Origin of the sequence: Mycobacterium sp. (genome assembly GCF_046091765.1) — a bacterium.
In the GTDB taxonomy this organism is placed as follows: domain Bacteria; phylum Actinomycetota; class Actinomycetes; order Mycobacteriales; family Mycobacteriaceae; genus Mycobacterium.
Map to the genome: position 1 here is coordinate 1 of NZ_JBJTCF010000117.1, position 26,219 is coordinate 26,219.

At 70.0% G+C, this 26,219-nt stretch carries 24 protein-coding genes, 1 tRNA gene and 1 pseudogene; 9 read left to right on the plus strand and 17 right to left on the minus strand.

Annotated features, from left to right (window positions below; all coding sequences use genetic code 11):
- Positions 1-447: peptidoglycan recognition protein family protein (locus ACKOB8_RS13265; protein ID WP_526377979.1), on the plus strand; the 447-nt coding region annotated here is incomplete at its 5' end.
- 73 nt (positions 448-520) lie between these two features.
- The gene (locus tag ACKOB8_RS13270) at positions 521-1,588 is read left to right on the plus strand and encodes an alpha/beta fold hydrolase (RefSeq protein ID WP_526377981.1); all 1,068 of its coding nucleotides are present in this window, start codon (positions 521-523) and stop codon (positions 1,586-1,588) included.
- 14 nt (positions 1,589-1,602) lie between these two features.
- Here the strand turns inward: ACKOB8_RS13270 and vapC are convergent, their stop codons facing one another.
- On the minus strand, positions 1,603-2,007 hold the full coding sequence (gene vapC, locus ACKOB8_RS13275; RefSeq protein WP_526377983.1) for a type II toxin-antitoxin system VapC family toxin: 405 nt from the start codon (positions 2,005-2,007) through the stop codon (positions 1,603-1,605).
- Complete coding sequence (locus ACKOB8_RS13280) at positions 2,004-2,216, minus strand: type II toxin-antitoxin system VapB family antitoxin (RefSeq protein ID WP_526377985.1); 213 nt, start codon at positions 2,214-2,216, stop codon at positions 2,004-2,006. Before ACKOB8_RS13280 ends, vapC begins: the two co-directional genes overlap by 4 nt.
- A 43-nt stretch (positions 2,217-2,259) precedes the next feature.
- On the opposite strand from ACKOB8_RS13280, the gene ACKOB8_RS13285 reads away from it, so the two are divergent.
- On the plus strand, positions 2,260-2,718 hold the full coding sequence (locus ACKOB8_RS13285) for a hypothetical protein (RefSeq protein WP_526377987.1): 459 nt from the start codon (positions 2,260-2,262) through the stop codon (positions 2,716-2,718).
- Positions 2,719-2,723: 5 nt separating this feature from the next.
- Here ACKOB8_RS13285 and ACKOB8_RS13290 read toward each other — a convergent pair whose 3' ends face one another.
- Genes ACKOB8_RS13290 through ACKOB8_RS13305 form a run of 4 tightly spaced genes read right to left on the minus strand, consistent with a single transcriptional unit; the run spans position 2,724 to position 7,285 of the window.
- A complete protein-coding gene (locus tag ACKOB8_RS13290) occupies positions 2,724-3,845 on the minus strand; it encodes a CaiB/BaiF CoA transferase family protein (protein ID WP_526377989.1) in 1,122 nt (373 codons plus the stop codon).
- Complete coding sequence (locus ACKOB8_RS13295; protein WP_526377991.1) at positions 3,842-5,299, minus strand: aldehyde dehydrogenase family protein; 1,458 nt, start codon at positions 5,297-5,299, stop codon at positions 3,842-3,844. Before ACKOB8_RS13295 ends, ACKOB8_RS13290 begins: the two co-directional genes overlap by 4 nt.
- Before the next feature lies 1 nt (position 5,300).
- The gene (locus tag ACKOB8_RS13300; RefSeq protein ID WP_526377993.1) at positions 5,301-6,497 is read right to left on the minus strand and encodes an acyl-CoA dehydrogenase family protein; all 1,197 of its coding nucleotides are present in this window, start codon (positions 6,495-6,497) and stop codon (positions 5,301-5,303) included.
- Positions 6,498-6,508: 11 nt separating this feature from the next.
- Positions 6,509-7,285, minus strand: a complete 777-nt coding sequence (locus tag ACKOB8_RS13305; RefSeq protein WP_526377995.1) for an SDR family NAD(P)-dependent oxidoreductase — start codon at positions 7,283-7,285, stop codon at positions 6,509-6,511.
- 74 nt (positions 7,286-7,359) lie between these two features.
- Here ACKOB8_RS13305 and ACKOB8_RS13310 point away from each other — a divergent pair, with 74 nt between their 5' ends.
- Together ACKOB8_RS13310 and ACKOB8_RS13315 are read left to right on the plus strand one after the other, a co-directional pair.
- Positions 7,360-8,616: a protoporphyrinogen/coproporphyrinogen oxidase gene (locus ACKOB8_RS13310; RefSeq protein WP_526377997.1), complete on the plus strand. Its 1,257-nt coding sequence runs from the start codon at positions 7,360-7,362 to the stop codon at positions 8,614-8,616.
- Positions 8,613-9,092 carry a nitroreductase family deazaflavin-dependent oxidoreductase gene (locus ACKOB8_RS13315; protein WP_526378000.1) on the plus strand — a complete coding sequence of 160 codons (480 nt, stop codon included), beginning with the start codon at positions 8,613-8,615 and terminating at the stop codon, positions 9,090-9,092. Before ACKOB8_RS13310 ends, ACKOB8_RS13315 begins: the two co-directional genes overlap by 4 nt.
- On the opposite strand, the gene ACKOB8_RS13320 is transcribed toward ACKOB8_RS13315, so the two are convergent.
- The 5 genes from ACKOB8_RS13320 to ACKOB8_RS13340 all read right to left on the minus strand — a co-directional run bounded on the left by ACKOB8_RS13320 (position 9,074) and on the right by ACKOB8_RS13340 (position 13,371).
- A tRNA-Ile gene (locus ACKOB8_RS13320) sits at positions 9,074-9,147 on the minus strand. The genes ACKOB8_RS13315 and ACKOB8_RS13320 overlap by 19 nt on opposite strands.
- Positions 9,148-9,229: 82 nt before the next feature.
- Positions 9,230-9,580, minus strand: coding sequence for a VOC family protein (locus ACKOB8_RS13325; protein WP_526378002.1), 351 nt, complete (start codon positions 9,578-9,580; stop codon positions 9,230-9,232).
- 9 nt (positions 9,581-9,589) lie between these two features.
- Positions 9,590-10,438: a carboxymuconolactone decarboxylase family protein gene (locus ACKOB8_RS13330; RefSeq protein ID WP_526378094.1), complete on the minus strand. Its 849-nt coding sequence runs from the start codon at positions 10,436-10,438 to the stop codon at positions 9,590-9,592.
- A 91-nt stretch (positions 10,439-10,529) separates the two neighbouring features.
- Complete coding sequence (locus ACKOB8_RS13335) at positions 10,530-11,585, minus strand: agmatine deiminase family protein (protein ID WP_526378096.1); 1,056 nt, start codon at positions 11,583-11,585, stop codon at positions 10,530-10,532.
- Between the two features lie 43 nt (positions 11,586-11,628).
- Positions 11,629-13,371 carry an amidase gene (locus ACKOB8_RS13340; RefSeq protein ID WP_526378004.1) on the minus strand — a complete coding sequence of 581 codons (1,743 nt, stop codon included), beginning with the start codon at positions 13,369-13,371 and terminating at the stop codon, positions 11,629-11,631.
- Between the two features lie 109 nt (positions 13,372-13,480).
- Here ACKOB8_RS13340 and ACKOB8_RS13345 point away from each other — a divergent pair, with 109 nt between their 5' ends.
- Entirely contained in the window at positions 13,481-15,352 is a 1,872-nt protein-coding gene (locus ACKOB8_RS13345) for a beta-propeller fold lactonase family protein (protein WP_526378006.1), read from the plus strand.
- A 17-nt stretch (positions 15,353-15,369) separates the two neighbouring features.
- Here ACKOB8_RS13345 and ACKOB8_RS13350 read toward each other — a convergent pair whose 3' ends face one another.
- On the minus strand, positions 15,370-16,737 hold the full coding sequence (locus ACKOB8_RS13350; protein WP_526378008.1) for a metallopeptidase TldD-related protein: 1,368 nt from the start codon (positions 16,735-16,737) through the stop codon (positions 15,370-15,372).
- 10 nt (positions 16,738-16,747) lie between these two features.
- A complete protein-coding gene (locus tag ACKOB8_RS13355) occupies positions 16,748-18,259 on the minus strand; it encodes a metallopeptidase TldD-related protein (RefSeq protein WP_526378010.1) in 1,512 nt (503 codons plus the stop codon).
- 24 nt (positions 18,260-18,283) lie between these two features.
- On the opposite strand from ACKOB8_RS13355, the gene ACKOB8_RS13360 reads away from it, so the two are divergent.
- Positions 18,284-19,156: a carbohydrate ABC transporter permease gene (locus ACKOB8_RS13360; RefSeq protein WP_526378012.1), complete on the plus strand. Its 873-nt coding sequence runs from the start codon at positions 18,284-18,286 to the stop codon at positions 19,154-19,156.
- 93 nt (positions 19,157-19,249) lie between these two features.
- On the opposite strand, the pseudogene ACKOB8_RS13365 reads toward ACKOB8_RS13360, so the two are convergent.
- Positions 19,250-20,077, minus strand: a pseudogene (locus ACKOB8_RS13365) (PE-PPE domain-containing protein); the annotation flags it as partial.
- A 27-nt stretch (positions 20,078-20,104) separates the two neighbouring features.
- Here ACKOB8_RS13365 and ACKOB8_RS13370 point away from each other — a divergent pair.
- Both ACKOB8_RS13370 and ACKOB8_RS13375 read left to right on the plus strand, forming a co-directional pair.
- The gene (locus ACKOB8_RS13370; protein ID WP_526378014.1) at positions 20,105-20,929 is read left to right on the plus strand and encodes a carbohydrate ABC transporter permease; all 825 of its coding nucleotides are present in this window, start codon (positions 20,105-20,107) and stop codon (positions 20,927-20,929) included.
- Positions 20,929-22,248 (plus strand): extracellular solute-binding protein, encoded by a 1,320-nt coding sequence (locus tag ACKOB8_RS13375; protein WP_526378098.1) that lies wholly within the window; start codon positions 20,929-20,931, stop codon positions 22,246-22,248. The genes ACKOB8_RS13370 and ACKOB8_RS13375 overlap by 1 nt, the downstream gene beginning before the upstream one ends.
- On the opposite strand, the gene ACKOB8_RS13380 is transcribed toward ACKOB8_RS13375, so the two are convergent.
- The 3 genes from ACKOB8_RS13380 to ACKOB8_RS13390 all read right to left on the minus strand — a co-directional run bounded on the left by ACKOB8_RS13380 (position 22,245) and on the right by ACKOB8_RS13390 (position 26,111).
- Entirely contained in the window at positions 22,245-23,066 is an 822-nt protein-coding gene (locus ACKOB8_RS13380) for an energy-coupling factor transporter transmembrane component T family protein (RefSeq protein WP_526378016.1), read from the minus strand. The genes ACKOB8_RS13375 and ACKOB8_RS13380 overlap by 4 nt on opposite strands.
- A complete protein-coding gene (locus ACKOB8_RS13385; protein WP_526378018.1) occupies positions 23,063-25,153 on the minus strand; it encodes an ATP-binding cassette domain-containing protein in 2,091 nt (696 codons plus the stop codon). Before ACKOB8_RS13385 ends, ACKOB8_RS13380 begins: the two co-directional genes overlap by 4 nt.
- Before the next feature lie 64 nt (positions 25,154-25,217).
- The gene (locus tag ACKOB8_RS13390; protein ID WP_526378021.1) at positions 25,218-26,111 is read right to left on the minus strand and encodes a bestrophin family protein; all 894 of its coding nucleotides are present in this window, start codon (positions 26,109-26,111) and stop codon (positions 25,218-25,220) included.
- Positions 26,112-26,219: the final 108 nt, after the last annotated feature.

Sequence of the window (26,219 nt, forward strand, 5' to 3'; positions counted from 1 at the left end):
CAGCATCAGCGCTACCACCAGGACGAGAAGGGCTGGGTGGACATCGCCTACCACGCCGGCGTGGACCGCGACGGCAACATCTTCGCGCTGCGCCGCACCGCGATCGCCGGGGACACCGCCACCGACTACGACACCACCGGTCATTTCCTGGTGGTCTGCGAAGGCAACTTCGACGAGGAAAAAGTCAGCGAAGCACAACTCAACGGCGCCGCACTGGCCTTCGCCTGGGCCACCCAGGCGTTCGGCATCACCTCCGCCACCCTGGCCAGCCATCAGCAGGTCACCGCCACGACCTCCTGCCCGGGCGCGGACCTGCAGGCACACGTCGGATCCGGTGACCTCAAACGCCGCATCGACGATCTGCTGGCCGGCGGTGCGGTGAGCCTGCAGCCGGTCTGCGGTTCGCAGGCCGCAGAGATGGTCGCCACCATCGAGGCCGGCGGATAGCCGCCGGCGAGCCGCCGTTGTGCGGCGTGACGTAACCGGATTCCGCCCGCGTCTGAGGCCGTATCCTCGGCACATGGCCGAGACGCCAAACCGGACGCTGGAGCAACGCCGTCAAGCGGTGTCCAATCTGTTCGACTTCCTCGTCAAGGGCGGCATGGCCGACACCACGCGAATGCCGTCGGAGGTCATCGACGAGGGCCACAAGTCCACTCTGCACCGCTTTCTGCCGGTGGACGTCGCCCTCGGCGGCGATCCGGTGCTGCTGGTGCCGCCGTTGGGCTCCCAGTCGGCGTGCTTCGATTTGCGCCGCGGTTGCTCGCTCACCGAGCACCTGCTCCAACGCGGTCACCGGACCTACCTGGTGGACTACGGCGAGATCGGCCTCTCCGACCGCGACCTGGGCATCGAGTTCTGGGTCTCGGAGGTGGTACCGAACGCGGTGCGCAAGGTGTCCGCCGACGCCGGCGGCGCACCGGTACACCTGATCGGGTGGTGTCTGGGTGGACTGATCTCGATCCTGACCACCGCCGCCTACGACGACCTGCCGATCAAGTCGGTGACGATGGTCGCCAGCCCGTTCGACTTGAGCAAGCACAAGATGGTCGCCCCGCTGCGCTCCGCGGGCAAGTACACCGGCGGCCGGGTCATCGGCGGCTTTCTGCGGATGCTCGGCGGCCTGCCGGCGCAGATCGTGGGGCCGTTGTTCAAGGCGACGTCGCTGACGACCTACCTGAAAAAGCCGATCACCTTGATGCGTTATCGCGACGACCGGGATTTCCTGGCCCAGGTCGAGGCGATCGACGGGCTGATGAACAGCATGCTCGCCTACCCGGGCCGCGCCACTTTGCAGGTCTATCAACGCCTGGTGCAGCGAAACGAACTGGCGCACGGCACGATTCAGGGACCCAACAAGCTCGTCGACCTCGCCGACGTGCGGGTCCCGGTGATGAACATCGCGGGCACCGGAGACGTCCTCGTCCCCGTCGCCGTTGCCCATCACGTCGGAGAACTGCTGCCGAACTCCCCCGAGGTCCGGTTGGAGACCGCCCCGGGCGGGCATCTGGGGGTGCTGACAGGGCGCTCGGCGCCGGCGACGACCTGGACGATGATCGACGACTTCCTGGACAAACACGTCGCCTGAGGCGCTCGGGCTCGCTAGCGCAGGTAGCGCGCATCGAGTCCGGTGATGGTCGCGATCACCTCGAAGTCCGCGTCGCGGTGCACGATTCGGGTGCCGTGGCGCAGCGAGACCGCCGCGATCAGACAGTCGTTAATGCTGCGGATCGTCTGGCCGGCACGGCGTGCGGTGCGGTAGATCGCCGCCGCGCTGCGGAAGTCGACGGCGTCGTCGATTCTCAGCGAGGGCAATCCGTTGACCAATCGCTCAAGTTTGGTATGCCGATCCTCGGCGAGGGCGCCCGCCAGGATCTCCATGGCGACGGGTTCGCAGATGACCACCTGCTCAGCCTTCTTCGACAGCAGTCGCCGCACCTCCGTCGCGGCAGCCGAGCCGGTGGCGCGAAAGTACTCGACCCACGCGGAGGTGTCGATCAGGATCATGACAGTTCGTCGGGCCGCTCTCGGCGGATGTCGTCGAGGGAGCCGTCCCAGCCGATCCCTTCCAGGCCGAGCAGGAAATCGGGGGTGAGGGGCACACCGACGAGACGGCGCAGGGCGAGATCGACGGCCTCCTTCTTGGTGGCGACGCCGTAGCGGCGCATCACCACGGCGACGAGTTCGTCGTCGAGATCTATGTTGGTCCGACCCATACACATACGATACACCTGTTATACACCTGACAGGAGCCCACCGATGACCCTCGAAGTGATCCGAAGTTGCTACGGCGGCGCGGGGAGCGTCGGCGATTTCGGCTGGATGATCGACCGACCCGAGTACGCCCGGACGCTATTCGTCTTCAACGACAACGAGACGCAGTTCTACGAGCACCAGCAGCGCCGGGGCAGCGCCCACGGATGCCCGCCGGGCGGGGGCAATGCCGTCATCCGGCCCTACCAGTGCCGCACGCCGCCGCGAGCCACCGGCGTGCCCACCGGTCGCGCGGGCGGCTACGCCGGCCTGGCCGAGGGTCAACGAGCCATCGACGACGCGATCGACCGGCTGGATGAACTGCTCGCCACCGGCGACTACGACGCGGTGGCCTTCAGCTGGGACGCCCGCAGTGACACGCTCGGGGTCGGCATCTTCGCGCCCCACCGCGACGTCCTGGACTACATCGTCACCCAGATCGAGCGCACGGCCGCCAGGCACTGACGTTCTCAGCGGCCGTTCGCCTCATCGCCCAGTCGCGGCGGCGGCAACCGGTAGCTGACCGGCGCGGCCGACAACGTCACCGGGTTGGCGACCTGGGGGGTGCGACAGCCCGGTACGGCGACCGTCGGGGCCAGGCCGAGTCGCTCGGCGTAGGCGAACGCCTCGGCGAGGTCGTTGATGGGACCGGCCGGCACGCCGGCCCCGGTGAGGACCTCATACCAGTGATCTGCGCCGCGGGTCGCGAAGACCTCGCCCAGGACGGCGCACAGCGCGTCGCGGTGGGCCACCCGATCGGGATTGGAGCCAAACCTCGGATCTGCACACAGCTCCGCAACACCGAGAAGGCCGACGAGGGCCGCGAACTGCTTGTCGTTGCCGACCGCCACCGCGATCGGCCGGTCGGCGGTGGCGAAGGTCTCGTACGGGGTGATGCTGGGATGGCGGTTACCCATGATGCCGGGCACCACGGCGGCTCCCAGGTACCCCGACGCCTGGTTGACCAGCGCCGACAGCAGCGAGGACAACAGATTGGTGTCGACCCGCTGACCCTCCCCGGTGCGGTCGCGATGGTGCAGCGCGGCCAGGATTCCCGACAGCGCGTGCAGACCGGTCAGCACATCGACGAGTGCCACGCCGACTTTCGTCGGCACACCGGGTGCCGGCCCCGTCACGCTCATCAGGCCGCCGACGGCCTGCACGAGCAGGTCATAGCCCGCCAGGCCGGCACCGGCGCCGTGACCGAATCCGGTGATCGAGCAGTAGATCAGCTCCGGGCGAACCCGCCGCAGATCCTCGTAGCCCAGACCCAGTCGCTCCATGGTCCCGGGACGGAAGTTCTCCACCACGACATCGGCGGTCGACACGAGTTCCCGTGCCTTCTGCACGCCGGCCGGTGTGGCAAGGTCCACCGTCACCGAGCGTTTGTTGCGGTTGATCGCGGTGAAATACGTCGCCACACCGTCGGGGTCGTAGGGCGGCCCCCAGGACCGGGTGTCGTCCCCGACACCCGGACGCTCCACCTTGATCACCTCGGCGCCGTAGTCACCCAGGATCATGGTGGCGTAGGGGCCGGCCAGCACCCGGCTGAAGTCGACGACGACGACGCCGTCGAGGGCTCCCGGGGTCATCCGGACGGCGCTCCGCCGCGCAGGTACACCGTGGTGGTGTGGGTGAAGAACTCCCGCGCGGCGCTGCCCTGCTCCTTGGGGCCCAGCCCGCTCTTCTTGGCACCGCCGAACGGGACGTGCGGGTCGGCGCCGGCGGACTCGGAGTTGATGTGCAGAACCCCGACGTCGATGCACTGCATGGCGTCCAGGGCGCGCGTCAGGTCCTGGGTGAACACCGCCGCGGACAGTCCGAACTCACTGTCATTGGCCAGCGCGAACGCCTCCCCCGCGTCGGCGGCCCGGCGCACCGCGAGGACGGGTCCGAACAACTCGGTGGTCCACACGTCGGCCGGACCGGGGAGTTCGAGCACGGTGGGCGCGACGAAGTAGCCCTCGCCCAGGACGCCGTCGCGGTAGGCGCCGCCACCGGCGAGCACCGTCGCACCCTGGGTCCTGGCGGTGTCGATGCCGGCGACGATGCCGGCCCGGGCCACCTCGCTGACGACGGGCCCCATCTCGGTCCGCTCCTCGGTGGGGTCGCCCACTCCCAGCGCGTTGGACCGTGCCACCAGGGCGTCGAGGAATCTCTCGGCGATGCCGTCGGTGAGCACCAGTCGCGAGGTGGCGGTGCACTTCTGTCCGGTGGAGCGGAAGGCGCCCAACATCACCTGCTCGACAGCCAGATCGAAGTCCGCGTCGTCGAGGACCACGGCGGCGTTCTTACCGCCCATCTCGGCCTGGACCGGTATGCCGCGCGCGGCGGCGGCCGCGGCGATCGCCCTGCCGACGCCGGTCGAGCCGGTGAAGGTGATCGCGTCGACGCCGGCATTCTCGACCATGGCCGTTCCGATCGACCCGTCACCGACGATCAGGTTGAGCACCCCGGCCGGCAGTCCGGCGGCGGTGAGAGCCTCGGCGAGTCGCACCGCCAGCAGTGGCACCGTGCTGGCCGGCTTCCAGACCACCGTGTTGCCGTAGACCAGGGCAGGCGCGATCTTCCACGCCGGGATCGCGATGGGAAAGTTGAACGGGGTGATGACGCCCACCACGCCGACGGGTTTGCGGGTGACGAGGATCTGCTCCCCGGCGCGCGGCGAGGCGAAGATCTCCCCGCTCTGCCGGTCCCCCTCGGCACCGTAGTAGCGCAGGATCTGCGCGGCGCGGCGCACCTCGCCGATGCCCTCGGCCTTGGTCTTGCCTTCCTCCCGCGCCAACTCCAGACCCCACCGGTCGGCGTTGCGATCGACGACGGCCGCCGCATCGGCCAGCACCGCACCGCGGGCGTGGATCGTGGTCGCCGACCACCCGGGCAGCGCCACGCGGGCCGCCGCCACGGCGTCATCGAGATCGGCGACCTCACCGCGACTGCCCTGGGCGACGACCTGGGCGGGCCGGGCCGGATTGACGCTCGCGAGCGTGCCACCCGACCCGTCGCGCCACCGGCCGGCGATGAGCTGTCGGATGGTCTCGACCATGTCAGCGGAAGGCGGCGTGCCCGGTGAGCGCCCGACCGACCGACAGCAGGTGCATCTCCGAGGTGCCCTCGTAGGTGAGCACCGACTCGAGGTTGTTGGCATGCCGCAGCGGGGAGTACTCGAGGGTGATTCCGCTGCCGCCCAACAGGGTTCGGCACTCCCGGACGATGGCGAGGGCCTCCCGGACGTTATTGAGCTTGCCCAGGCTGATCTGCTCGGGCAGGATGCCGTCGGCGTCCTTGATGCGACCCAGGTGAATGGCCAGCAGTACGCCCTTGCCCAGTTCCACGGTCATGTTGGCCAGCTTCTCCTGGGTCAGCTGGTAGCTGGACAGCGGCCGGTCGAAAACGTCGCGGTTCGCGGTGTAGGCGAGGGTGGTCTCCAGCGCGTCGCGTGCAGCGCCCATCGCGCCGAACACGATGCCGAAGCGGGCCTCGTTCAGACACGACAGCGGCGCACCGAGTCCGCGCGCCTCGGGCAACTGCGCCGAGGCCGGCAGCCGGACGTTGTCCAGAACCAGCTCCGAGGTCACCGATGCGCGCAACGACAACTTCTTGTGGATGACGTTGGCGGTGAACCCCGGGGCGTCGGTGGGCACCAGGAATCCGCGGATCCCGTCATCGGTCTGCGCCCACACCGTGGCCACATCGGCGAGGTTGCCGTTGGTGATCCACATCTTGGTTCCGTTGAGCACCCAGTCGCTGCCGTCCCGTCGGGCGCGGGTGCGCATGCCGGCCGGGTTGGAGCCGAAATCGGCCTCGGTCAGCCCGAAGCAGCCGATCGCCTCGCCCGCCGCCAGACGCGGCAGCCACTGCTGCTTCTGTTCCTCGGATCCGTAGCGGTAGATCGAGAACATCGACAGCGATCCCTGTACCGAGACGAAACTGCGAAAGCCGCTGTCCCCGGCTTCCAGCTCCATACAGGCCAGTCCGTAGCTGACGGCGTTGGTGCCCGCGCAGCCGTAACCCTGCAGGTGCATACCCATCACACCGAGCTGGCCGAACTCGCGGGCCAATTCCTTGGGCAGGCTGCCGGATTCGAACCAGTCGGCCACGTTGGGCTTGAGCCGGGTGTCGACGAATTTTCGCACCGTCGCGGCGATGTCGCGTTCGTCGTCGTCGAGCAGCCGGTCGGTGTCGAACAGTTCCAGCGGAGAGTAGACGTCCTTCGTCGGCGGTGCGGCGGCGGTGATCGTCATGGCAGTCCTTTCTACTTGGGCGGCATCCTGATGCCGCCGTCGACGCGGACCACCTCGGCGTTCATGTACGAGTTGGTGATCAGCTCGATGACCATCGACGCCAGTTCCTCCGGCTTGCCCAGGCGGTGCGGGAACAGCACCGACTGGCCGAGCCTGGCCTTGAACGCCTCGGAGGCCTCACCCTCGCCGTAGATGGGGGTGTCGATCAGGCCCGGCGCCACGGTGTTGACCCGGATTCCCACCGCGGCGAGGTCGCGGGCTACCGGCAGCGTCAGTCCGACCACCCCGCCCTTGGATGAGGAGTACGCGGCCTGGCCGATCTGGCCGTCGAAGGCCGCGACACTGGTCATGTTCACGATCGCGCCGCGCTCACCGGTGTCGGTGGGTTCGAGCCTGCTCATCGCGGTGGCCGCCAGGCGGATGCAGTCGAAGGTGCCGACCAGATTGATCGCGATGACCTTGCGGTAGGCGTCCAGATCGTGCGCCGAGGCGAACTCCCCGTCCTTGCCGATGGTGCGCTGCGCCCATCCCACACCTGCGGAGTTCACCAGTGCGCGCAGGGGTCCGAGATCCATCGCGGTATTGACGGCATCGACGATCTGCTCGGTCTTGGTGACGTCGACCGGCACGAACACACCGCCGATCTCCCCGGCAAGCTTCTGCCCGCGTTCGGCCTGCATGTCGGCGATCACCACACGGGCGCCGAGATCGGCCAGCTGGGTCGCGGTGGCGGCGCCGATACCCGATGCGCCGCCGGTGACGATCGCGCTAACTCCCTTGAGTTCCATGGCGCTGAGCTTACTGTCAGCGCCCGGCCAGCCCCGAATGGATCAGCCCCCGGCGCTCCGGAATAGTGAGCGCCATGGCCGTCGTCGTCGTCGGAGCCGGGCTGAGCGGCCTGGCCGCCGCGCGATACCTCACCCGCCGGGGCGTGGAGGTCGTGGTGCTCGAGGGCTCGGACGCCGTGGGCGGACGGATCCGCACCGACGTGGTCGACGGCTATCGCCTGGATCGCGGCTTCCAGCTCTACAACCCGGCCTACCCCGAGGGTGCCCGGGTCCTCGACCACCGGGCCCTCGACCTCAAGGCGTTCGTCGCCGGCGCGCGGATCGTCCTCGAGCGGGGCGGGCGTCGCCGCGTGCAGCGGATCGCCGACCCGCGTCGCAAGCCCTCGTGGGCCCTGCCGTCCCTGCGGGCGGGTATCGGCTCCCCGCTGGCGACCGCGCGCTTCGGCGCCTACGCGGCCTCCTGCGCGATCCGGTCGGTCGCGGACCTGGGTCGCACCCCCGACGTCACCAGCGAGCAGGCACTGCGCCGGGCCGGTGTGGACCGCACGCTGATGGAGACGGTGCTTCGGCCGTTCCTTTCCGGGGTCTTCCTGGAGTCCGAGCTCGCCACGTCACGGCGCTTCCTGGATGTGGTGCTCAAGTCGTTCGTCCGGGGCACCCCGAGCGTGCCGGCCCTGGGGATGCAGCGCATACCCGAGCAACTCGCCGCCGGGCTCGACATCCGACTCGGACACCGGGTCGGTGCGGTCTCCGCACACGGTGTGGACGTCGTCGGCGGTGACACGCACACCGGTGAGGCCGTGATCGTCGCGACCGATCCGGCGAGCGCCGCCGCCCTGGTGACCGGCGTCCGCGCGCCCGCTGCCCACTCGGTCACGACGTGGTACTACCGGCCCAGTTGTGCGCCGGGTGAACTCGCCGACGGTGAGGCGGTGCTCGTCCTCGACGGCGCTCGGCGCGGACCCCTGGTCAACACCGTGGTGATGAGCCACGCCGCCCCCGACTACGCGCCGCCGGGCAGTGCCCTGGTCGCGGCGTCGGCACTCGGCGCGGCCGACCACCCGGAGCGTGACGACGAAGTGCGCGAGCACCTCGCGTGGCTCTACGGGGTGCCGACCGGGGACTGGGAGCTCATCGCGAGCTACCCGATCCGCTACGCGCTGCCGGCGATGCCGGTGCCGTTCGCCCTGCAGCGCCCCGTTCGCACCGACGGGGGGGTCTACGTGGCCGGTGATCATCGCGACACGTCCTCGATCCAGGGTGCGCTGGTGAGCGGGCGCCGTGCCGCGCAGGCAGTACTCAAAGACCGAACAGATCGGAGTGCACCGTGAGCTTCACCACGAGCAACGGGTCACGAGGTGCCCGCCAGCCCAAGGGCCGGTTTCTGCGGCTGATGAACGCCGTCATCACCCGGCGCATCCGCAAGGGCGGAAAGCTGATGGGCGGCACCGACGGGCTGGTGCTGACCACCGTCGGACGCAAGAGCGGTGAACCCCGCAGCACGCCGCTGGTCTGGTTTCCCGGCGACAACGGCAGCTGGCTGATCGTCGCGTCGGCGGCCGGCGCACCCCGCAATCCCGCCTGGTACTACAACATCGCCGCTCACCCGGATCAGGTTCAGATCGACATCGGCGGGCGGACGATCCCCGTCACTGCCGCCCAACTGCATGGAGCCGAGCGCGAGTCAGCCTGGCGTGCGATCACCGCCAAGTCGGACCGATTCACCAAGTACCAAGAGCAGACCGACCGGGAGTTGCCGGTCATCCGGCTGACCGAACGGATCGGCGGTAGGGCGGGTCGGACTTGAACCGACGACCAACGGATTATGAGTCCGCGGCTCTAACCAACTGAGCTACCGCCCCGCGCCCCGGCCTGCCCGGACGCTCTGTGAAGCCTAGCGGCACGAGCCCCCGCCACCCCGCCACCGCAGGACCGGCCGAGCACTCAGTCCGTGACGACGCAGAACTCGTTGCCCTCGGGGTCGAGCAGAACGATGAAGTCCCCGACCGGATCGCTGTTGGGGCCGGTGAGCCGGGTCGCACCGAGTTCGACGCAACGTGCGGCCGCCACCTCAAGGTCGGGTACGGCGACATCGAGGTGCACCCGATTCTTGACGCTTTTCTCTTCGGGAACCTGCTGGAAGGACACCGCCGTGGAACCATCCGGCATCCGGATGCACACCCATTCCTCGGACTCACGCTGCGGGGTTCCGCCCAGGACCGCCGACCAGAACGAGGCCAGACGGTCGCAGTCGCGGCAATCGATCACTACCTCCGAGAGCTTGCCCACCGCCATCGCTGCCCCTCATCCGAAGACGGTCTGGCCGTCGGCGTCGATCGAATACCGTTCGGTCCCGTGCTCGACCCGGGGAGCGTCACCTTTGAGGGCCACCGCGATCTTGTTGCTGGCGTTGCGCATCACGTCAAGAGTCAGCTCGCGGGCCTGACCGGGGCTGAAGTGTTCGCGCACCGCGGCGACGGTCGCGGGCTCGATGCGGCCGGGCGACCAGATCAGCGCATCGGCGTAGCGCAGCGCGCCCTTGTGGGCGTCGCTGAGCAGCGGGGAGTCCTCGAAACTTCCGATGTCGGAATACAGGGTCTCCGACCCGCCGGCATCCAGAGCGCTACCCTCCCGCAGCGACTTGCACAGCCGGCAGTCGTGCGCCACCGCGCCGCGCAGCCGCACCACCTCGGTGGTCAGCGGATCCAGCTCACGCAACCGCGCCACCGCGGGCAGCAGCCCGGTGAACACCAGCTCCGAGGCGTCGGCGTCGGCCTGCCAGGCCGGCCGGTCCGGCACCCAGGCCGCCGGCTGGCCCAGTGCCGTCAGTCCGGCCCGGGCCCGCGGGAGGAAATCCGCGAGGAACATCTGGACCACCACCGGGAAGGTGGCCCGCCCCGCTGCGGCGCCCAGTGCGGCCCGTTGCTCATCGGAGATCCCGGCGACGTCGACGCTGAACTGTGCGGCGAAGTCGGCGATCACCGCTTCCTCTGCCGACTCCGGCTGGGCAACAACGATGTCCGAGGGCAGCGGGGGCAGCGACAGCACGCCGGCACAGGTGCTGCGGAGCAGACCGACCAGCCGCTCCCGGCCGGGCGGGGACTGCTCGACCAGCCCGGTCAGCAGGGCGTCGATGTCATCGGGGGCCATCAGAGGATTATCCACCGGACGCCAGTGCGTCGGGCGTCTGGCGGCACCCGGTGACCAAGTCCCCCGAAGCGGCCGAAATCGACGTCGTCGTAGGTCACGACGAAGCCGCGGTGCTCGGCGCCAGGGCGGCCTCTGCTGCCGAAAGCGGCGCCGGCTGCTGCTGAGTGATGCAGTGGATTCCGCCGCCCCGTTCGAACAGTGGGCGGGCGTCGACGGTGACCACCGTGCGGCCGGGGTACTCCTCGGCCAGGATCGAGGCGGCGGTGCTGTCGTTGACGTCGGCGAAGCCGCAGGCGATGACACCGCCGTTGACGACGAGGTGGTTGATGTAGCTGTAGTCCACGAAGCCCTCGGCGTCGGTCAGCGTCACCGGGGCGGGCATCTCGGCGATCTCCCAGCTCCGTCCGGCCGCATCGTGGGTTCCCTCGAGCGCGGCCCGGATCTCCCGGCACACCGCGAAGTCCGGATGGGATTCGTCGCACTGGGTGTGCAGCAGCAGGCGGCCGGGCGAGGTGATCGCCGCGACGATGTCGACGTGCCCGCGGGTGCCGAAACGCTGGAAATCCCGAGTGAGACCGCGCGGCAGCCAGACCGCGTGCGTGGCGCCGATGGTTCGGCTCAACTCGCGTTCGACATCGGCCCGGGTCAAACCGGGGTTGCGACCGGGATCGAGTTGCACCGTTTCGGTGACCAGCACCGTGCCCTCGCCGTCGACGTGGATGCCGCCGCCCTCGTTGACCATCGGGGAGTCGATGACGGGTGTTCCGGCGGCCTCGGCGACCACCCGGCCGATCCTCGCGTCGAGGTCCCACTGCGCCCAGTCCTGGGCGCCCCACCCGTTGAACACCCAGTCCACCGCGGCGACCGAGCCGTCGGCGGCGTGAACGAACGTCGGACCCATGTCGCGCATCCAGGCGTCGTTGAGCGGGGCCTCGACGATGTCGATTTCCGACGACAGGTACCGGTCGGCGATCGGACGGTCACCTGGAAGCACCACCATCGTGACGGGTTCGAAGTCGGCGATCGCGTGCGCCACCGCTGCCCAGGTGGAGCGCGCCTCGTGCTGCTCTTCTTCGGTATCGCCCAGGCTGTAGCCTTCGCAGGGGAAGGCCATCCAGATCCGTTCCTGCAGAGCGGTTTCGGCGGGCATCCGGTAGCCGGAAGCGGGGATGTCAGTCACGATCGACGACCTCTCAGAGGGGCGGGGTGCGCGGCGGAGGGACGCGCCGCTGTCCGGTGGCTTCGAAAGCGGCACCGTAGGACAGCAGCTTGGTGTCGTCATAGGCGTGCCCGGCGATGGTCAGCCCGACCGGCATGCCGGTGTCGGCCATCAGGCCCATCGGAACCGTGACGGTCGGGATGCCGAGGTGGCGGGGCACGAGGTTGCCGTTGGCCACCCAGACCCCGTTACGCCACCCGCGATCAGCCGATGCCGGGTTGACGTCCATATCGGCGGGGCCGACGTCGGCGACGGCCGGGAAGATCACCGCGTCGAGTCCACGCCGGTGCATCCACTTCTCCCAGTCGACCTTTCGCGTCTCTTCCAGCCCCCGCATCCCGTCCTGCAGGTGCTCGATGTCGAGGAAGGAGCCGATGGGGTGGGCCCGGATGAAGTCCGGATACCCGTTGATGTCGTCGTCGAACCCCTGGGTGCGGTCGGGCAGTTCCCCGGGGGCCTTGACCCAGATGAGGCTGCCGTCCACGGCGGCGAGGTCGGGGATCGCCGGATCGCCGTTGGCCCGCAGGAAGTCGTCCCAGGACCAGGCGCAGAGGTCGAGGATCTCGCGGTCGAGGAACTCCCGGCTGACCAGCCCGCGGGTCTTGATCGACGGTGCGTCGGCGCGGTCGCGTTCGTAGTTGGACACCGCCGGCAGGTCGACCATCACGACGTCGGCGCCGGCGGCGATCAGGTCGGCAGCGGCGGCCTGGAACAACTCGAGGATGGAGTGCCGGGTGTCGATCCGCTGACCGGTTGCGCCACCGATACCGAGATTCTCGCCGACACCGGCGTCGGGGTCGGCGTTGATGTACATGCGCGGCACGCCGAACCGCTTGCCGGACAATACTTCGTGCGCCGCCGCACGATCGCGGGGTATCAGTGCGCGGTAGGACGCGGGGCGAATCGTCGACGCGCGGGGTATCGGGATCCACGGTTGCAGCCGCCAGAGATCACCGCGCGGCTCGGGATCGTCCGCCACGATGACGTCGAGCACCTCGGCCAGGTCGGCCATGGTGCGGGTATGCGGGACAACGACATCCATGGTCGGCACCAGCGGCCAGTTGCCCCGGACCGAGATCACCCCGCGCGACGGGGTGTAGGCGCACAGGGCGTTGTAGCTGGCCGGCGCCCGTCCGCTGGACCAGGTCTCCTCCCCCAGCCCGAACGCGGCGAAGCTGGCCGCGGTGGCGGTGCCCGATCCGTTGGAGGACCCCGACCCGTAGGCGGAGGTCAGATAGTCGGCGTTGTAAGGACTTTCGGCGCGCCCGTACAGACCGCGCTGCATGCCGCCGTTGGCCATCGGCGGCATGTTCGTCAGCCCGATCAGGATCGCCCCGCCGCGCCGGAGTCGTTCGATCGCGAAGGCATCCCTGCCGGCGACCAGGCCGGCGAACGCATGCGATCCGCAGGCCGCGGTGAGGCCCTGGGCGAGGTAGCTGTCCTTGGCGGTGTAGGGGATGCCGTCCAGCGGACCCAGCAGTTCGCCGCGGGAGCGGCGCCGGTCGGAGGCGGCCGCCTCGGCCGGGGCCTCCCCGTTGAGGACCACCACGGAGTTCAGCGCGGGCCCGTTGCGGTCATAGGCCTCGATGCGACGCAGACAGGCCTCGACAAGCGCGGCGCTGGTGGTCCTTCCGTCCTCGAGGGCTGCGCGGAGATCGGCGATGCCCGCTTCGGCGACCTCACAGGAACCCACGACAACCTCCCGGGTCGGAATCATCGCACGGACGACCAGAAGCACCGCCCGTCAGACGGTTACCGAGGGTGTCGGTCCGGCTGCACGCGCGATCCCTACGCTTAGCCCTGTGACTAGCCCTGTGACTAGCCCTGTGACGCGATCCGCGCGGTACCAGGACTGCGCCGCAGCCGAGCCGGTGTCGGGTTGCGTCCGGTATGCGGGCTGGTGGGGTGCGCTCGCGGTTCTGGTCGGGATCGGCGCGGCCATCGCGGCGATGCCGGTGGCCTCCGCGGACGCGACACCCTCGCCGGGAGCGAGCGAGGCGGTGGCTTCGCGCTCGGCATCACCCGCGCCCGCGACCGGCCACCCGCGGGCACCGCGGAGTGGTGTGACCCGGCCCGGCCGCGACCCCTCGGGGGTCCGCCATCGCAGTCACCCGAACTCCGCGCCCCCATCGCGGGGCCAGGCCGGTGGCGGCACGGGCTCCGGCGGTTCGGTGCCGGCGGCGGCGCAGCAGCCGGGCGGGATCGTCCGGATCTTCTTCGGCGACGGCACGGCCGATCACCCGAACGCCGGTCTCCTCGCGGGCAACGGCTACACCTGGACCGGTTACGTGGCCGGCAGCGCATGCACCTCCGGCCCGTGCACCGGCGGCAACGGCGGAATCTTCGGCAACGGCGGCGGCGGATACGCCGGCGGCGCCGGCGGTGCAGCGGGCTGGTTCGGAAACGGTGGCAGTGGCGGCACCGGCCGCCTCGGCGGCGAGGGCGGTGCCGGCGGAACGGGTGGGCTGTTCGCCGGAGCCGGCGGGTCCGGTGGCGCGGGCGGCGCGGGCATCCCCGGGGGCAGCGACAATCCCGGCACCCCCGGGGGCGCCGGAGGCGCCGGCGGATCGGCCGGCTCGCTGGCGGTGTTCGGACACGGCGGAAGCGGCGGGGCCGGCGGCACCGGGGGCGACGGTGGCGCCGGTGCTGTGGGTGGTGCCGGCGGCGCCGGCGGAATCGGCGGCCGGGGCGGGTGGTTGGGAACTGCGGGGGCCGGCGGAGCGACCGGGAGTGCCGGGGTTCCGGGCTATCTGTACGTCTCCAGCGCCGACAGTAGCTACGTGTCGGTGGTCAACCCGAACACCGGCACCGTGCTGGCCAACATCGTGGTGGGCCTCGGGCCGGGCCCCCTGGCGACCAGTCCCGATCGCCGTTTCGTCTACGTTCCCAACGAGGGCGGGGCGCTTCTGACGCCGCAGGCCCCGGGGACGGTGTCGGTGATTTCCACCATCACCGGAACCGTCACCACCACCATCAGCATCGGCCCGTCGCCGTATTTCCTGGCGGTCAGCCCACGCGGTGACACGGTGTACAGCTCTGACTACGAGACCAACACGGTGTCGGTGATCAGCACCGCCACCAATCAGGTGACCGCCACCATCCCGGGATTCGATGGCCCGTGCGCGGTGGTGGTGAGCCCCGATGGGACGACCCTGTACGTGCCGAACTTCAACGGCGGGGTGGCGGTGGTGTCGACAGCCACCAACCAGATCACCAACACCATCACCGGACTGGGCAATCAACCGTACGACGCGGTGATCACCCCCGACGGCCGCCACCTCTACGTCACCAACTTCAACACCAGCCCGGAATACGTTCCCGGCCCGGGTTCGGTGTCGGTGATCGACACCGCCACCGCCACCGTCACCGACCTGATCGACGTCGGGCTCTCACCGGATGCGATGGCGGTCACCCCGGACGGCCGCTACGTCTACGTCGCCAACGCGGACTCCAATACCGTCTCGGTGATCAGCACAGCCACCCACGACGTCATCGCGACGATCCCGGTCGGCACCAACCCGTGCGCGATGGCCGTCAGCCCCGATGGCGGCTTCGTCTACACCGCCAACTACAACGGCGAGTACTACCACGGCCAAGCCCCCATCGGTGTGAACTCGGTGACGGTGATCAGCACCGCGACCAACTCGGTCGTGGACACCCTCGTGGTGGGGGACGGGACTTCCGGGGTGGCCTACTAGGGGGCAGCGCCGACTGACTATTGCGCCTGGCTCACCGAGGACATGTGGAAGTCGGGAATCCGCAGTGTCGGCATCACCGCCCGGGTGGCCCAGTCGCTCCACTCCCGCGGCAGCGTCGGCTGCGCCACCCCGGCCTCGGTGGCCCGGCGCAGCAGGTCCAGCGGGCTCTCGTTGAACCGGAAGTTGTTGACCGCGCCGGTGATCTCGCCGTCCTCGATGAGATACACCCCGTCACGGGTCAGCCCGGTCAGCAGCAGCGTGATCGGATCGACGGTGCGGATGTACCACAGCGTGGTCAGCAGCAGTCCGCGTTCGGTGGCGGCGACCATGTCGGACAGCGACGCGGCGCCGCCGGTCATCAGCAGGTTGTCCGCGGGTGCGACCGCGGCGGTGCCGAACTCGGCGGCCGCCCCCCGCGGATACGGCAGGGCGTGGATCACGCCGTCGCGGATCCAGTCCACCCGGCCGACGTCCATGCCGTTGTCGAACACCGACAGCCGCTCTGAACCCGTCGGGGTGTGCACGAACGGCGCGCACTGCAGGCCCGGAGCCAGCGGGTCGGAGTACAGCGTCAGCGGCAGTTCGGTGAGCCGCTCCCCCACCCGGGTTCCCCCGCCCGGTGCGGACAGCGCACTGCGGCCCTCCTGGGCACTGCGGCCGTCCATCGACCAGTTCAGGTAGATCATCATGTCGGCCACCGTCGAGGGTGGCATCAGGGTTTCGTAGCGACCGGCCGGTAGTGCGACGCTGCGCCGGGCCCAGCCCAGCCGCGTCGAGAGATCGCTCAGCAGGGCGGCCACCGGCACGTCGATAAACCACGGCGTGCTCAGACCGGCCCACGCACTGGCCCCGCCCCGTTTGGCGGTGATCTCCACCGACCCGGTGGGTTGGGTGAACCTGCGGCGCACGCCGGTCGACGTGGCCAGGAAGGTGGTCTCGACGACGTGGTGGGCGAACCCGTAGAGGCGGTCGGCGCGCCCGAATCCGTCCGAGAGTGCGCGGGCCAGCTCCGCGAACGCCCCGACACCGGTGGCCGGCTCCGGGTCGCCCCAGTCGGCCGGTTCGCCGGACCCGGCCAGCAGCGGTGCGGCGTCACGGGCCTGGGGCGCGGCGTGGGCGGCCTGCTCGGAGGCCGCGACCAGCTCCGCGATCGACTCCGGGTCCACCGCGCTGGAGCGTCGCGCGCCGACGTGGAACGCCGCACCGCGGCGCACGAAGGAGATCACCGCGGTGCTGCGCGACGTCGACACCCCGTTGGTGGTCATCGAGTTGCCCGCCCAGCGCAGCGACGCCTCGGCGCGGTCGGTAACGATGACGACGGTGTCCTGCGCCGACCCGGACACCGCGGCCAGCGCGAGGTCGACGGCGTCCTGGGCGGGGATCATCGGTGCCCGCTCATCGACCCGACTCCTCGACGGTGTTGAGCACGCTGACCCCGCGGAACAACGCCGACGGGCAGCCGTGGCTGACCGCGGCCACCTGACCGGGCTGGGCCTTGCCGCAGTTGAACGCCCCGCCGAGTCGCCACGTCCCCGGCCCGCCGACGGCCTCCATCGAGTTCCAGAAATCCGTCGTGGTCGCCTGGTAGGCGACGTCGCGGACCTGGCCGTCGAGCCGGCCGCCGCGGATGCGGAAGAACCGCTGCCCGGTGAACTGGAAGTTGTAGCGCTGCATGTCGATCGACCAGCTTTTGTCGCCGACGACGTAGAGACCGTCGTCCACGCCGGAGATCAGATCAGCGGTGCTCAGATCACCAGCCCCGGGCTGCAGGGAGACGTTGGGCATCCGCTGGATCGGCACGTGGTGGGCGGAGTCGGCGTAGGAGCATCCGTTGGAGCGGTCCAATCCGAGCTTGCGGGCGAACACCCGGTCGAGTTGGTAGCCGACGAACACCCCGTCGCGGATCAGGTCCCACTGCTGCGCGGCGACCCCTTCGGCGTCGAAGCCGATGGTGGCCAGGCCGTGGCCGGCGACGCGATCGGCGGTGACGTTCATCACCGGCGAGCCGTAGCGCAGGGTGCCCAGTGTGTCGGGGGTCGCGAAGGACGTGCCGGCGTAGGCGGCCTCGTAGCCGATCGCCCGGTCGTACTCGGTGGCGTGCCCGATCGACTCGTGGATGGTCAGCCACAGGTTGGTGGGGTCGATCACCAGATCGGTCGGCCCGGCCACCACGCTGGGTGCCTTGGTCTTCTCGGCCAGCAGCACCGGCAGTTCAGCCAACTCGCCCGCCCAGTCCCAGACGTCCTCGGCGACAACGGCCTCCCATCCGCGCCCGGTCGGCGGGGCCAGCGTGCGCATCGACTCGAAACGCCCGGCGGCGGCGTCGACGGCGACGGCTTCCAGCGCCGGCAGGGTGCGCACCCGCTGCTGGGTGATCACCGAACCGAAGGTGTCGGCGTAGAAGGTCTGCTCCTTGACGGTGTTCACCAGGGCCGAGACGTGGTCGACGCCGTCGGCGGCCAGCAGCCGCCCGGAATACTCCTGGAGCACGGCGATCTTGTCGGCGGTCGGGACGGCGAACGGGTCGATGCGGTAGTCCGACACCCACATCGCGTCGGGATAGACCGGCTCGGGAGCCAACTCGACGCGCTCGGCGTTGAGCGCGGCCAGGGTCACCGCGACCCCGACGGCGTGGCGGGCCGAGTCGGCCGCGATGTCCGGGGTCAACCCGGCGTGCGAGGCGAACCCCCAGGTCCCGTCGACGATCACCCGGACCGCCAGGCCGATGTCGCGGTCCACCACGGCCGACTCCACTTCACCGTCGCGCAGGGTCACGACCTCGGTGGTGATCGCGTGCACCCGCAGGTCCGCGTAATCGGCGCCGCCCGCGGTCGCCGCGGACAGCGCCGCATCGGCGAGGCGGCGCAACGGCAGAGCGAGGAAGTCCTCATCGACGGCGCCGGGCACGTTTCTCACCGTAAATTAACCGGCGTGAACACTCGGCATCGGCACCAGACCCTGCTGGGATACGGGCTGCTGGCGCCGAGCCTGTTCGGGGTGGTGTGCTTCCTGCTGCTGCCGATGCTGGTGGTGGTGTGGCTGAGCCTGCACCGCTGGGATCTGCTCGGGCCGATCCGCTTCGTCGGACTGGCGAACTGGCACTCGGTGCTCACCGACCCGGACTTCGGCAACTCACTGCTGGTGACGTGTGCGTTCATCGCGATCGTGGTGCCGGCCCAGATCGTGCTGGGCCTGGCCGCGGCGGCGATGCTGGCCCGCGGACTGCCGGGAAGCGGGATGTTCCGTGCGCTCTACGTGATCCCGTGGATCTGCTCACCGCTGGCGGTCGCGGTGCTGTGGAGATGGATCCTGGCCCCGACCGACGGCGCGGTCAGCGCCCTGGCCGGCCGGCGCATCGAGTGGCTGACCGATCCCGGTCTGGCGCTGCCGGTGGTCTCGGCGGTGACGGTGTGGACCAACGTCGGCTATGTGGCGCTGTTCTTCCTGGCCGGCATCCTGGCCATCCCGCCGCAGGTGCACGCCGCCGCGCGCATGGACGGCGCCAGTTCGTGGCAGCGCTTCTGGCGGATCACCCTACCGATGCTCAAGCCGACGTTCTTTTTTGTCTCGGTCACCGGAATCGTCAGCGCCGCCCAGGTTTTCGACACGGTGTACGCGCTGACTGGCGGCGGCCCGGCCGGCCGGACCGACCTCGTCGCGCACCGGATCTACGCCGAGGCGTTCGGCGCGGCCGCGATCGGGCGCGCCGCGGTGATGGCGCTTGTCCTGTTTCTGATCCTGGTCGGCGCCACCGTCGCGCAGCACCTTTACTTCCGCAGCAGAGTCACTTACGACACCTACTGACGGTGCCGGGGCCGACGCCGCGCGCTGAGTCGAGACCGCCGGAACCGTCGACGCCGGCCGGGGGCTCACATCAAAGGGCCGGTCGTAACCCGCTTCGACCATCGGGCGCAGGATCGGGTCGAGCACCGGATTCAACAGGGGTGCAAGCGGTCCCGCAAGCGTGATGAGCGGAAGCATCGGATTGGGCACGAACACGTAGGTGATCTTGCCGGGCGTGCCGTCGGCATTATCCGGCGTGTAGCGGATGTTGCTCGAATCGTTGAGGTCGACATTGAAGTACCCGAACACGTGGGTGGTCTGCCGGCCGATCGCGGCATTGAGCTGTGCGAGGACGTTGCCCTTGTCGCTGGGCGCGTCGGCCCATCCGTCGTACTGCTTGATCACTTCGATGCCGGTGTAGGGAGAGTCGGCCGGCACCGGGTTGGGCGCGCGGCCGCCCACGACGTTCTCCGGGTTGCCGATCGACACCCACGAGACCTTCGCCGGATCCGGGGCGCTGCGCGGGTTCTCGGACCAGTTTCGCAGTGCGGTGTAGATGACCTGGCCGCCCTGGCTGTGGCCGAAGAGGGTGATCGGAGTGGGATCGCTTGCCAGACCGTCGACGGCCTGCTGAAGCCGCTGCGCCCCCCAGTCATTGAAGAGCTGTCCGAGGGGGATCGCCGCGTAGTAGACGGGGTCGCAGGTATTGGGCGACGCGCACAGATCGCCCCGAAGCTGCGATCCGGTGAAGTAGAGCAACGGCTGGATCCCGACGAGCCCACCCTCGAAGGTCAGCACGGTGGCCGCCAGCGAGACATCGCGAACCGTGCCGGCCGGACCCCCCGGGGAGGCCTGGGCCTGGGCCTGGGTCGGGTTCAGCAATCCCACTGCCAGCAGGGCTGAGGCCGCGACCGGCCACAATGACGACTTCATGCGCCTCATCCTACCCGCCAGCTAATCTGATGCCCTATGGCCACCGGGCTCGGTCGAGGTGCGGTACCCCTCTATGCGGGCCTGTTCGCCACCGGGCTGCTGACCCTCGCCCCGTTCGGGCTCGGCCTGCTGACGTCGTTCACCTCGGCCCGCCAGTTCGCCACCGGCTCGCCGCTGTCGCTGCCCGACCCGCCCACGCTGGAGAACTACTCCGCCCTGGGGGATGCGGGGTTCGGGCGCGCGTTGGCCATCACCGCCCTGATGACCGCGATCATCACCCTCGGGCAACTGGTCTTCTCGGTGCTGGCCGCCTACGCCTTCGCCCGGCTGCAGTTTCCCGGGCGCGACGGGTTGTTCTGGGTCTACATCGCCACACTGATGGTGCCCGCCACGGTGACCGTGGTTCCGCTGTATCTGATGATGGCCCAACTCGGTCTGCGCAACACCTTCTGGGCGCTGGTGCTGCCGTTCCTGTTCGGATCGCCCTACGCCATCTTCCTGCTGCGCGAGTACTTCCGGTCGATTCCCGCCGATCTGCTCAGCGCCGCGCGCATCGACGGTGCGAACACCCTCGACGTGATCGTGCATGTGGTGGTTCCGGCGAGTCGGCCGATTCTGGCCACGCTGACGTTGATCACCGTCGTCTCGCAGTGGAACAGCTTCATGTGGCCGCTGGTGATCACCAGCGGGGGGCGGTGGCGTGTGCTGACGGTGGCCACCGCAGGACTGCAGTCGCAGTACAACGCGCAGTGGACGCTGGTGATGGCCGCCACCACGGTGGCGATCGTCCCGCTGGTGGTGCTGTTCGTCGTGTTCCAACGTCACATCGTGCGCTCCATCGTGGTCACCGGGCTCAAGTGATCACCCGCCCGCGCTACTCCACGACGGTCCTGGCCGCGGTGGTGGCACTCGCCGTGGTCCTGGCAGGCGCGGTGGTGGTACTCGGACGCAGCGCCGACCGGCCCGGCCGGACCGTCGTCACCGTGCGACTGTGGGACCAGCAGGTCGCCGCCGCCTACCGGGAGTCGTTCGTCGAGTTCAGCCGCACCCATCCCGACATCGAGGTGCGCACCAACCTGGTGGCCTACGCGTCCTACTTCGACACCCTGCGCACCGACGTGGCCGGCGGCGGTGCCGACGACATCTTCTGGATCAACAATTCCTCCTTCGCCGAATACGCCGACAACGGGCGGCTGATGCCGATTGCGCCCTCGCCGGACTGGGAGCCCTCGGTGATCGGGCAGTTCACCCGCAACGGCGCGCTGTGGGGTGTGCCCCAGTTGACCGACGCGGGGATCGCGCTCTACTACAACGCCGAGCTGCTCGAGGCCGCCGGCGTGGACCCGGCCGACCTCGGGACGGCGCGCTGGGATCCCGACCCCGCTGCCGACACGCTGCGTCCCCTGCTGGCACGGCTGACCGTGGACAGCGCCGGCGCCCGCGCCGACTCCCCCGGGTTCGACTCGCGCCGGGTGCGCCAATGGGGGTACAACGCAGCCAACGATCTGCAGGGCATCAACCTCAACTACATCGGTTCGGCCGGCGGAGCGTTCGCCGACGGGGACCGGTTCGCCTTCGACAACCCGCAGGCCGTCACCGCACTGGGCTACGTCGTCGACCTGATCAACGACGCCCGCGTAGCCCCGCCGGCGTCGGACACCAACGACAACGGCGACTTCTCCCGCAACCAGTTCCTGGCCCGGCGGATGGCGGTGCTGCAGTCGGGCACCTACAACCTCGCTCAGGTCGCCGAGCAGGCCCGCTTCCGATGGGGCGTCACCCTGCTTCCCGAAGGTCCGGCCGGGCGGGTCAGCGTCACCAACGGGATCGTGGCCGCCGGCAACCCGGCCTCACCGCACCCCGAGGCGGTCGGCAAGGTGCTGGCGTGGCTGGGCAGTACGGCGGGCAACGCCTACCTCGGCCGCCGCGGCGCGGCCATCCCGGCGGTGCTGCCCGCCCAGCAGGCGTACTTCGACTTCTGGCGGGCCAAGGGTGTGGACGTCACCCCGTTCTTCGCGGTGCTCGAAGGGCCGCGGATCGCGGCTCCCGGCGGGGCGGGGTTCGCCGCCGGCTTCGCGGCGATCAAGCCGTACTTCGACGAGATGTTCCTGGGCCGCCGACCCGTCGCCGACACGCTGGCGGCCGCCCAGCGCGCCGCGAACACCGCCGCGCGGCGCTAGCCGCTCAAACCGCGGATCTCCAGGAAGATGGCGACGACACACACCGCCACACAGATCGCCAGCGTCACCCAGTCCGGCCAGCGCGGCCGCGACGGTGCGGCGGCGATCTGACCGACTCCACCGCGGGCGGTGATGGCATCTCCCATCTCGTCGGCGCGACGCAGCGCGACCGTGAGGCCCGCGGCCAGCAGGTCCACCAACTCGGCGGCCCAGCGCCGCCGCCGGGGTTCGCCGGTGGGCAGCACCGGGCGAGGCCGCAACCGGCGCGCGGCATAGAGCACCCGGAACTCCTCGACCAACATCGGAAAGGCCCGCAACGCCAGAGCCACCGCGACCGCCCAGTCCTCGACCGGGGTGCGCAGCCGCCGCAGCGGCCGGCCCAGTTTGGCGATCGCCGGCGCGACGTCGGCGACGTTGGTCGTCCACGACACCATCGCGCCCAGGGCCAGCAGCACCACCGACAGCGCGGTGAAGCGCAGGAACTTCAGCAGCCCGCCGAGTTCGAGCTCGACGCCCCCCAGGTGCAGCACCGGCGCGCCGCGGGCCAGTCCGGCGGTGAGCGCGCCGATCAGCAGCAGGACCCACAGCCAGCGGGGCACCGTGGGCAGCGCGCCGGAGGGGATGCGGGCCAGCCACGCCGCCACGACCACCAGGGCCGCCACCATGCCGATCGGCAGCCAGCCGGGATAGAAGGCGAGCAGTGCCGAGAACAGGAAGACCACGATGAGTTTGGTTCCGGCCCACAACTGGTGGATGACGGAGTCTCCGGGTACCGGGCGCAGCAGCACGACCGGGCGCGACTGCCGGTTCTCCCTCACGGTGTCTCCCCCGGTGTCTCCCCCGGTGTCTCCCCCGGTGTCTTGCCCAGCGTCCCCTCGTGCAGGTGCAGGATCCGCGGGCACAGCTCCTCGAGTCCGACGAAATCGTGGGAGATCACCACCACCGTCAGCCCGCTGGTGCGCCGAAGGTCGACCAGCAGCCGCAGCAGCCCGCGCTGGCTGGCGGCGTCCAGACCGGCCAGCGGTTCGTCGAGGATCAGCGCGCGCGGTGAGCGTGCCAGCAGCCCGGCCAGCACCACCCGGCGCATCTGGCCGCCGCTGAGCTGGTCGACACGACGCCTGGCCAGCGCGGCGTCGAGCCCCACCCGCGCCAGTGCCGCCACCACCCGGGCATGGTCGTGCGGCGAGAAACCGGCGGCGGAGGCGACCTCCAGGTCGACCCGGCTGCGCATCAACTGCAGCCGCGCCGCCTGAAACGCGATCGCCACCTCGCCGATACTGCGATGCGCTGCCCGGCCGCCGACCTGGCAGCTGCCCTCGGAGGGCCGGGTCAGTCCGGCCATGATCCAGGCCAGCGTCGACTTCCCCGAACCGTTGCCGCCGTGGATGAGCAGACCGTCACCCTCATGAACCTCGAAGCTGATGTCACGCAGCGCGGTCTTGGCCCAGGGCGTCCCGCGCCCGTACTCGTGGCCGACGCCGTCGAGGCGCAGCACGGTCGCTCCCGCCCGGCGGGGCGCGCCGACGGTCGGCACCGGCGCCGCCGCGCTGTCGACCATGGTGGTGTTGTCCAGCGACTCGCTGAGGTTGACCACCCGGTCGGCGATCGCGGCCTCGTTGTTGTAGTGGGTGATCTGCACCAGGGTCATACCGTGGCGCTCGTTGAGTCCGGACAGCACACCGAGCAGGGCCTCCCGACCCTGCTGGTCGACCATGCTGGTCACCTCGTCGGCGATGAGCAGCGACGGCTCACGGGCCAGCGCGGCGGCGACGGCAAGGCGCTGAAGTTCCCCACCGGAGAGCCCGCCGGTGTCCCGCTCGGCCATGCCGGCCAGGCCCACTTCGCCGAGTAGCCCGGTGACGTCGGCGCGGACGCCGGGCGGCAGTCCCCAGACCACGTCGTCGGCGACGCGGCTGCCCAACACCTGGCTTTCCGGGTGCTGCATGATGACCGACGTTCCGCCCTGGCGCCCCAGGCCGATCGCCCCGGGCCGGCTGATGGTTCCCGAGGTCGGCGCACGTCCGCTCAGCAGCAGCATCAGCGTGGTCTTGCCCGAGCCGTTGGCCCCGGTGATCGCGACGTGCTCGCCGGCCTCGATGGTGAGGTTCAGCGGTGCCAGCGCGTCGTGGTCGGCACCCGGGTAGCGGAACCGGGCCTCGACCAACCGGACCGGCACCGGGGCGGGCGTCGCCTGCGCGGTCTCCTGGGGCGCGGTGAGTTTGTGGACGTCGGGAATCCCGCGCAGCCGTTCGAGCACCCGCGACAGCGCCCACCAGCCGACCAGCGTGACGACCATGATGGTGAAGACCGAATACCCCATCAACAGCACCGGCCAGTACTGCAGGGCCAGGCCGAACGTCGCACGGGCATCCTGGGCGGACTGGCGCATCGGCTCGAAACCGGACAGCACGGCGACGACACCGTCGACGTTGGCGGTCAACGCCTCGAAGGTCAGGGTGCGCAGCCGGACCATGACGGTCAGCGCGGCGATGATGAGCAGGCCGAGAAAGACTCCGGCGACGATCGAGACGGCGACCACCGTCAGGGTGCCGCGCCCGCGACGCTTGACGATTCCGGTCAGCCCGCCGACGTACGCACAGTTCACCACCACCATCAGCCCGCTGATCCCGGCGATCAGGAAGGCGATCACCCCGGCCGCGAAGGCCGCGGCCAGCAGCACCCGGACCCGGTAGCGGTAGCCCAGCACCCCCATCGGCACCGTCACCAGAAGCGACAGCCCGCCGGCGAAGGGAACCACGATCGAGACGATGGCCAGCGCCGCGCTCAGCGCCGCCATCACCGAAGCCTGTGCGATCTCCACCGGACCCAGTGCCCGGTCCGCCCGGGGATGCTCCGCCCGCCCGGGCAGGCGGTGTGCCATCGCCTCCGGCCGGATCGAGGTCATCACCTGATTCTGCCAGCAGGTCGGTTCGCCGGGCCGTTCCGACCTGCCGCTGATCAGACCCGACTCACATCCAGACGACGGCCGTGTCGCTCTCTCGCGGTCGGGCCAGCCGATGACCCGGACCCAGCAGGTTGGCGGTGATCACCGCGCAGATCCGGTACATGGGGATGTCGAACACACTGTTGTTCATCGGTTGCTCGATGAAACGCCCGAAGCGTTCGGCGGCGATGAACAGCGTCATCAGCAAGATGCCGATCACCAGGCTGCCGATGTGGTTGCCGCCGGATGCGGCGTCGAGCCGGTTGAGCACCACCAAGCCGAAGAACCAGGCGAAGCCCCGGATGAAAAGGTCGTAGTGCAGCGGGACCGGCTCGTTGCGGATGCGTTCCAGACCGCTCTGCGCGGTGGCCGCGCCCCGCACCGCGTTCATCAGCATCAGCCGCGCCTGCCCGTCGATGTAGCCGTCCTCGACGAGCCTCTCGACATCGGCGGCCTGGCGGTCGAGCAGGGCCGTCGAGTCGGTCGCGGCCGGGTCCTCCGGGGTCAACTCGGTCACCCCGTCCAGCGGCGCGACGCCGCGCATCTCGGCGGCGAACTGCCAGCAGTACCGAACCTGCCGGCGGCGCATCCGATCCAGGATCGGCGCCATCCCGGCAGCGGCATCGTCGACGGAGGTCAACCCGTAGTGCAGGGTTCGCGAGTTGATGATGATGCCGCCCCACAGGGTGCGGGCCTCCCACCAGCGGTTGTAGGCGTTGGTGTTGCGGAAGGCGATGAACACCGAGGCGCCGATGCCCAGCACCGAGAGCACCGCCGCGGCGTACTCGTTCTGGCTGGCGTCGGGAACCGGCATCAGCAATCCGGCGACCACGGCGATCGCCAGCAGGGTGTAGCGCATTTGCCACAGCACCAGCGCGGTGACCTTGAGCCCGCCGGCCCGCCCGGCGCTGCGGATCATCCCCGTCCGCCCGGTCGGAGGCAGGCGCGGCGCGGGCACATGGCCGCCATTCTGGCCCAGCCCCGGGCAGGAGCACCCGGATTATCGGGAAACCCCGGGCCAAGGCGC

What these genes read in the sequence shown, in the direction of transcription:
- ACKOB8_RS13270 (WP_526377981.1), top strand. Translation starts at nt 521, where the DNA reads ATGGCCGAGACGCCAAACCGGACGCTGGAGCAACGCCGTCAAGCGGTG.
- vapC (WP_526377983.1), bottom strand. Translation starts at nt 2,007, where the DNA reads ATGATCCTGATCGACACCTCCGCGTGGGTCGAGTACTTTCGCGCCACC.
- ACKOB8_RS13280 (WP_526377985.1), bottom strand. Translation starts at nt 2,216, where the DNA reads ATGGGTCGGACCAACATAGATCTCGACGACGAACTCGTCGCCGTGGTG.
- ACKOB8_RS13285 (WP_526377987.1), top strand. Translation starts at nt 2,260, where the DNA reads ATGACCCTCGAAGTGATCCGAAGTTGCTACGGCGGCGCGGGGAGCGTC.
- ACKOB8_RS13290 (WP_526377989.1), bottom strand. Translation starts at nt 3,845, where the DNA reads ATGACCCCGGGAGCCCTCGACGGCGTCGTCGTCGTCGACTTCAGCCGG.
- ACKOB8_RS13295 (WP_526377991.1), bottom strand. Translation starts at nt 5,299, where the DNA reads ATGGTCGAGACCATCCGACAGCTCATCGCCGGCCGGTGGCGCGACGGG.
- ACKOB8_RS13300 (WP_526377993.1), bottom strand. Translation starts at nt 6,497, where the DNA reads ATGACGATCACCGCCGCCGCACCGCCGACGAAGGACGTCTACTCTCCG.
- ACKOB8_RS13305 (WP_526377995.1), bottom strand. Translation starts at nt 7,285, where the DNA reads ATGGAACTCAAGGGAGTTAGCGCGATCGTCACCGGCGGCGCATCGGGT.
- ACKOB8_RS13310 (WP_526377997.1), top strand. Translation starts at nt 7,360, where the DNA reads ATGGCCGTCGTCGTCGTCGGAGCCGGGCTGAGCGGCCTGGCCGCCGCG.
- ACKOB8_RS13325 (WP_526378002.1), bottom strand. Translation starts at nt 9,580, where the DNA reads ATGGCGGTGGGCAAGCTCTCGGAGGTAGTGATCGATTGCCGCGACTGC.
- ACKOB8_RS13335 (WP_526378096.1), bottom strand. Translation starts at nt 11,585, where the DNA reads ATGCCCGCCGAAACCGCTCTGCAGGAACGGATCTGGATGGCCTTCCCC.
- ACKOB8_RS13340 (WP_526378004.1), bottom strand. Translation starts at nt 13,371, where the DNA reads ATGATTCCGACCCGGGAGGTTGTCGTGGGTTCCTGTGAGGTCGCCGAA.
- ACKOB8_RS13350 (WP_526378008.1), bottom strand. Translation starts at nt 16,737, where the DNA reads ATGATCCCCGCCCAGGACGCCGTCGACCTCGCGCTGGCCGCGGTGTCC.
- ACKOB8_RS13370 (WP_526378014.1), top strand. Translation starts at nt 20,105, where the DNA reads ATGGCCACCGGGCTCGGTCGAGGTGCGGTACCCCTCTATGCGGGCCTG.
- ACKOB8_RS13385 (WP_526378018.1), bottom strand. Translation starts at nt 25,153, where the DNA reads ATGACCTCGATCCGGCCGGAGGCGATGGCACACCGCCTGCCCGGGCGG.
- ACKOB8_RS13390 (WP_526378021.1), bottom strand. Translation starts at nt 26,111, where the DNA reads ATGATCCGCAGCGCCGGGCGGGCCGGCGGGCTCAAGGTCACCGCGCTG.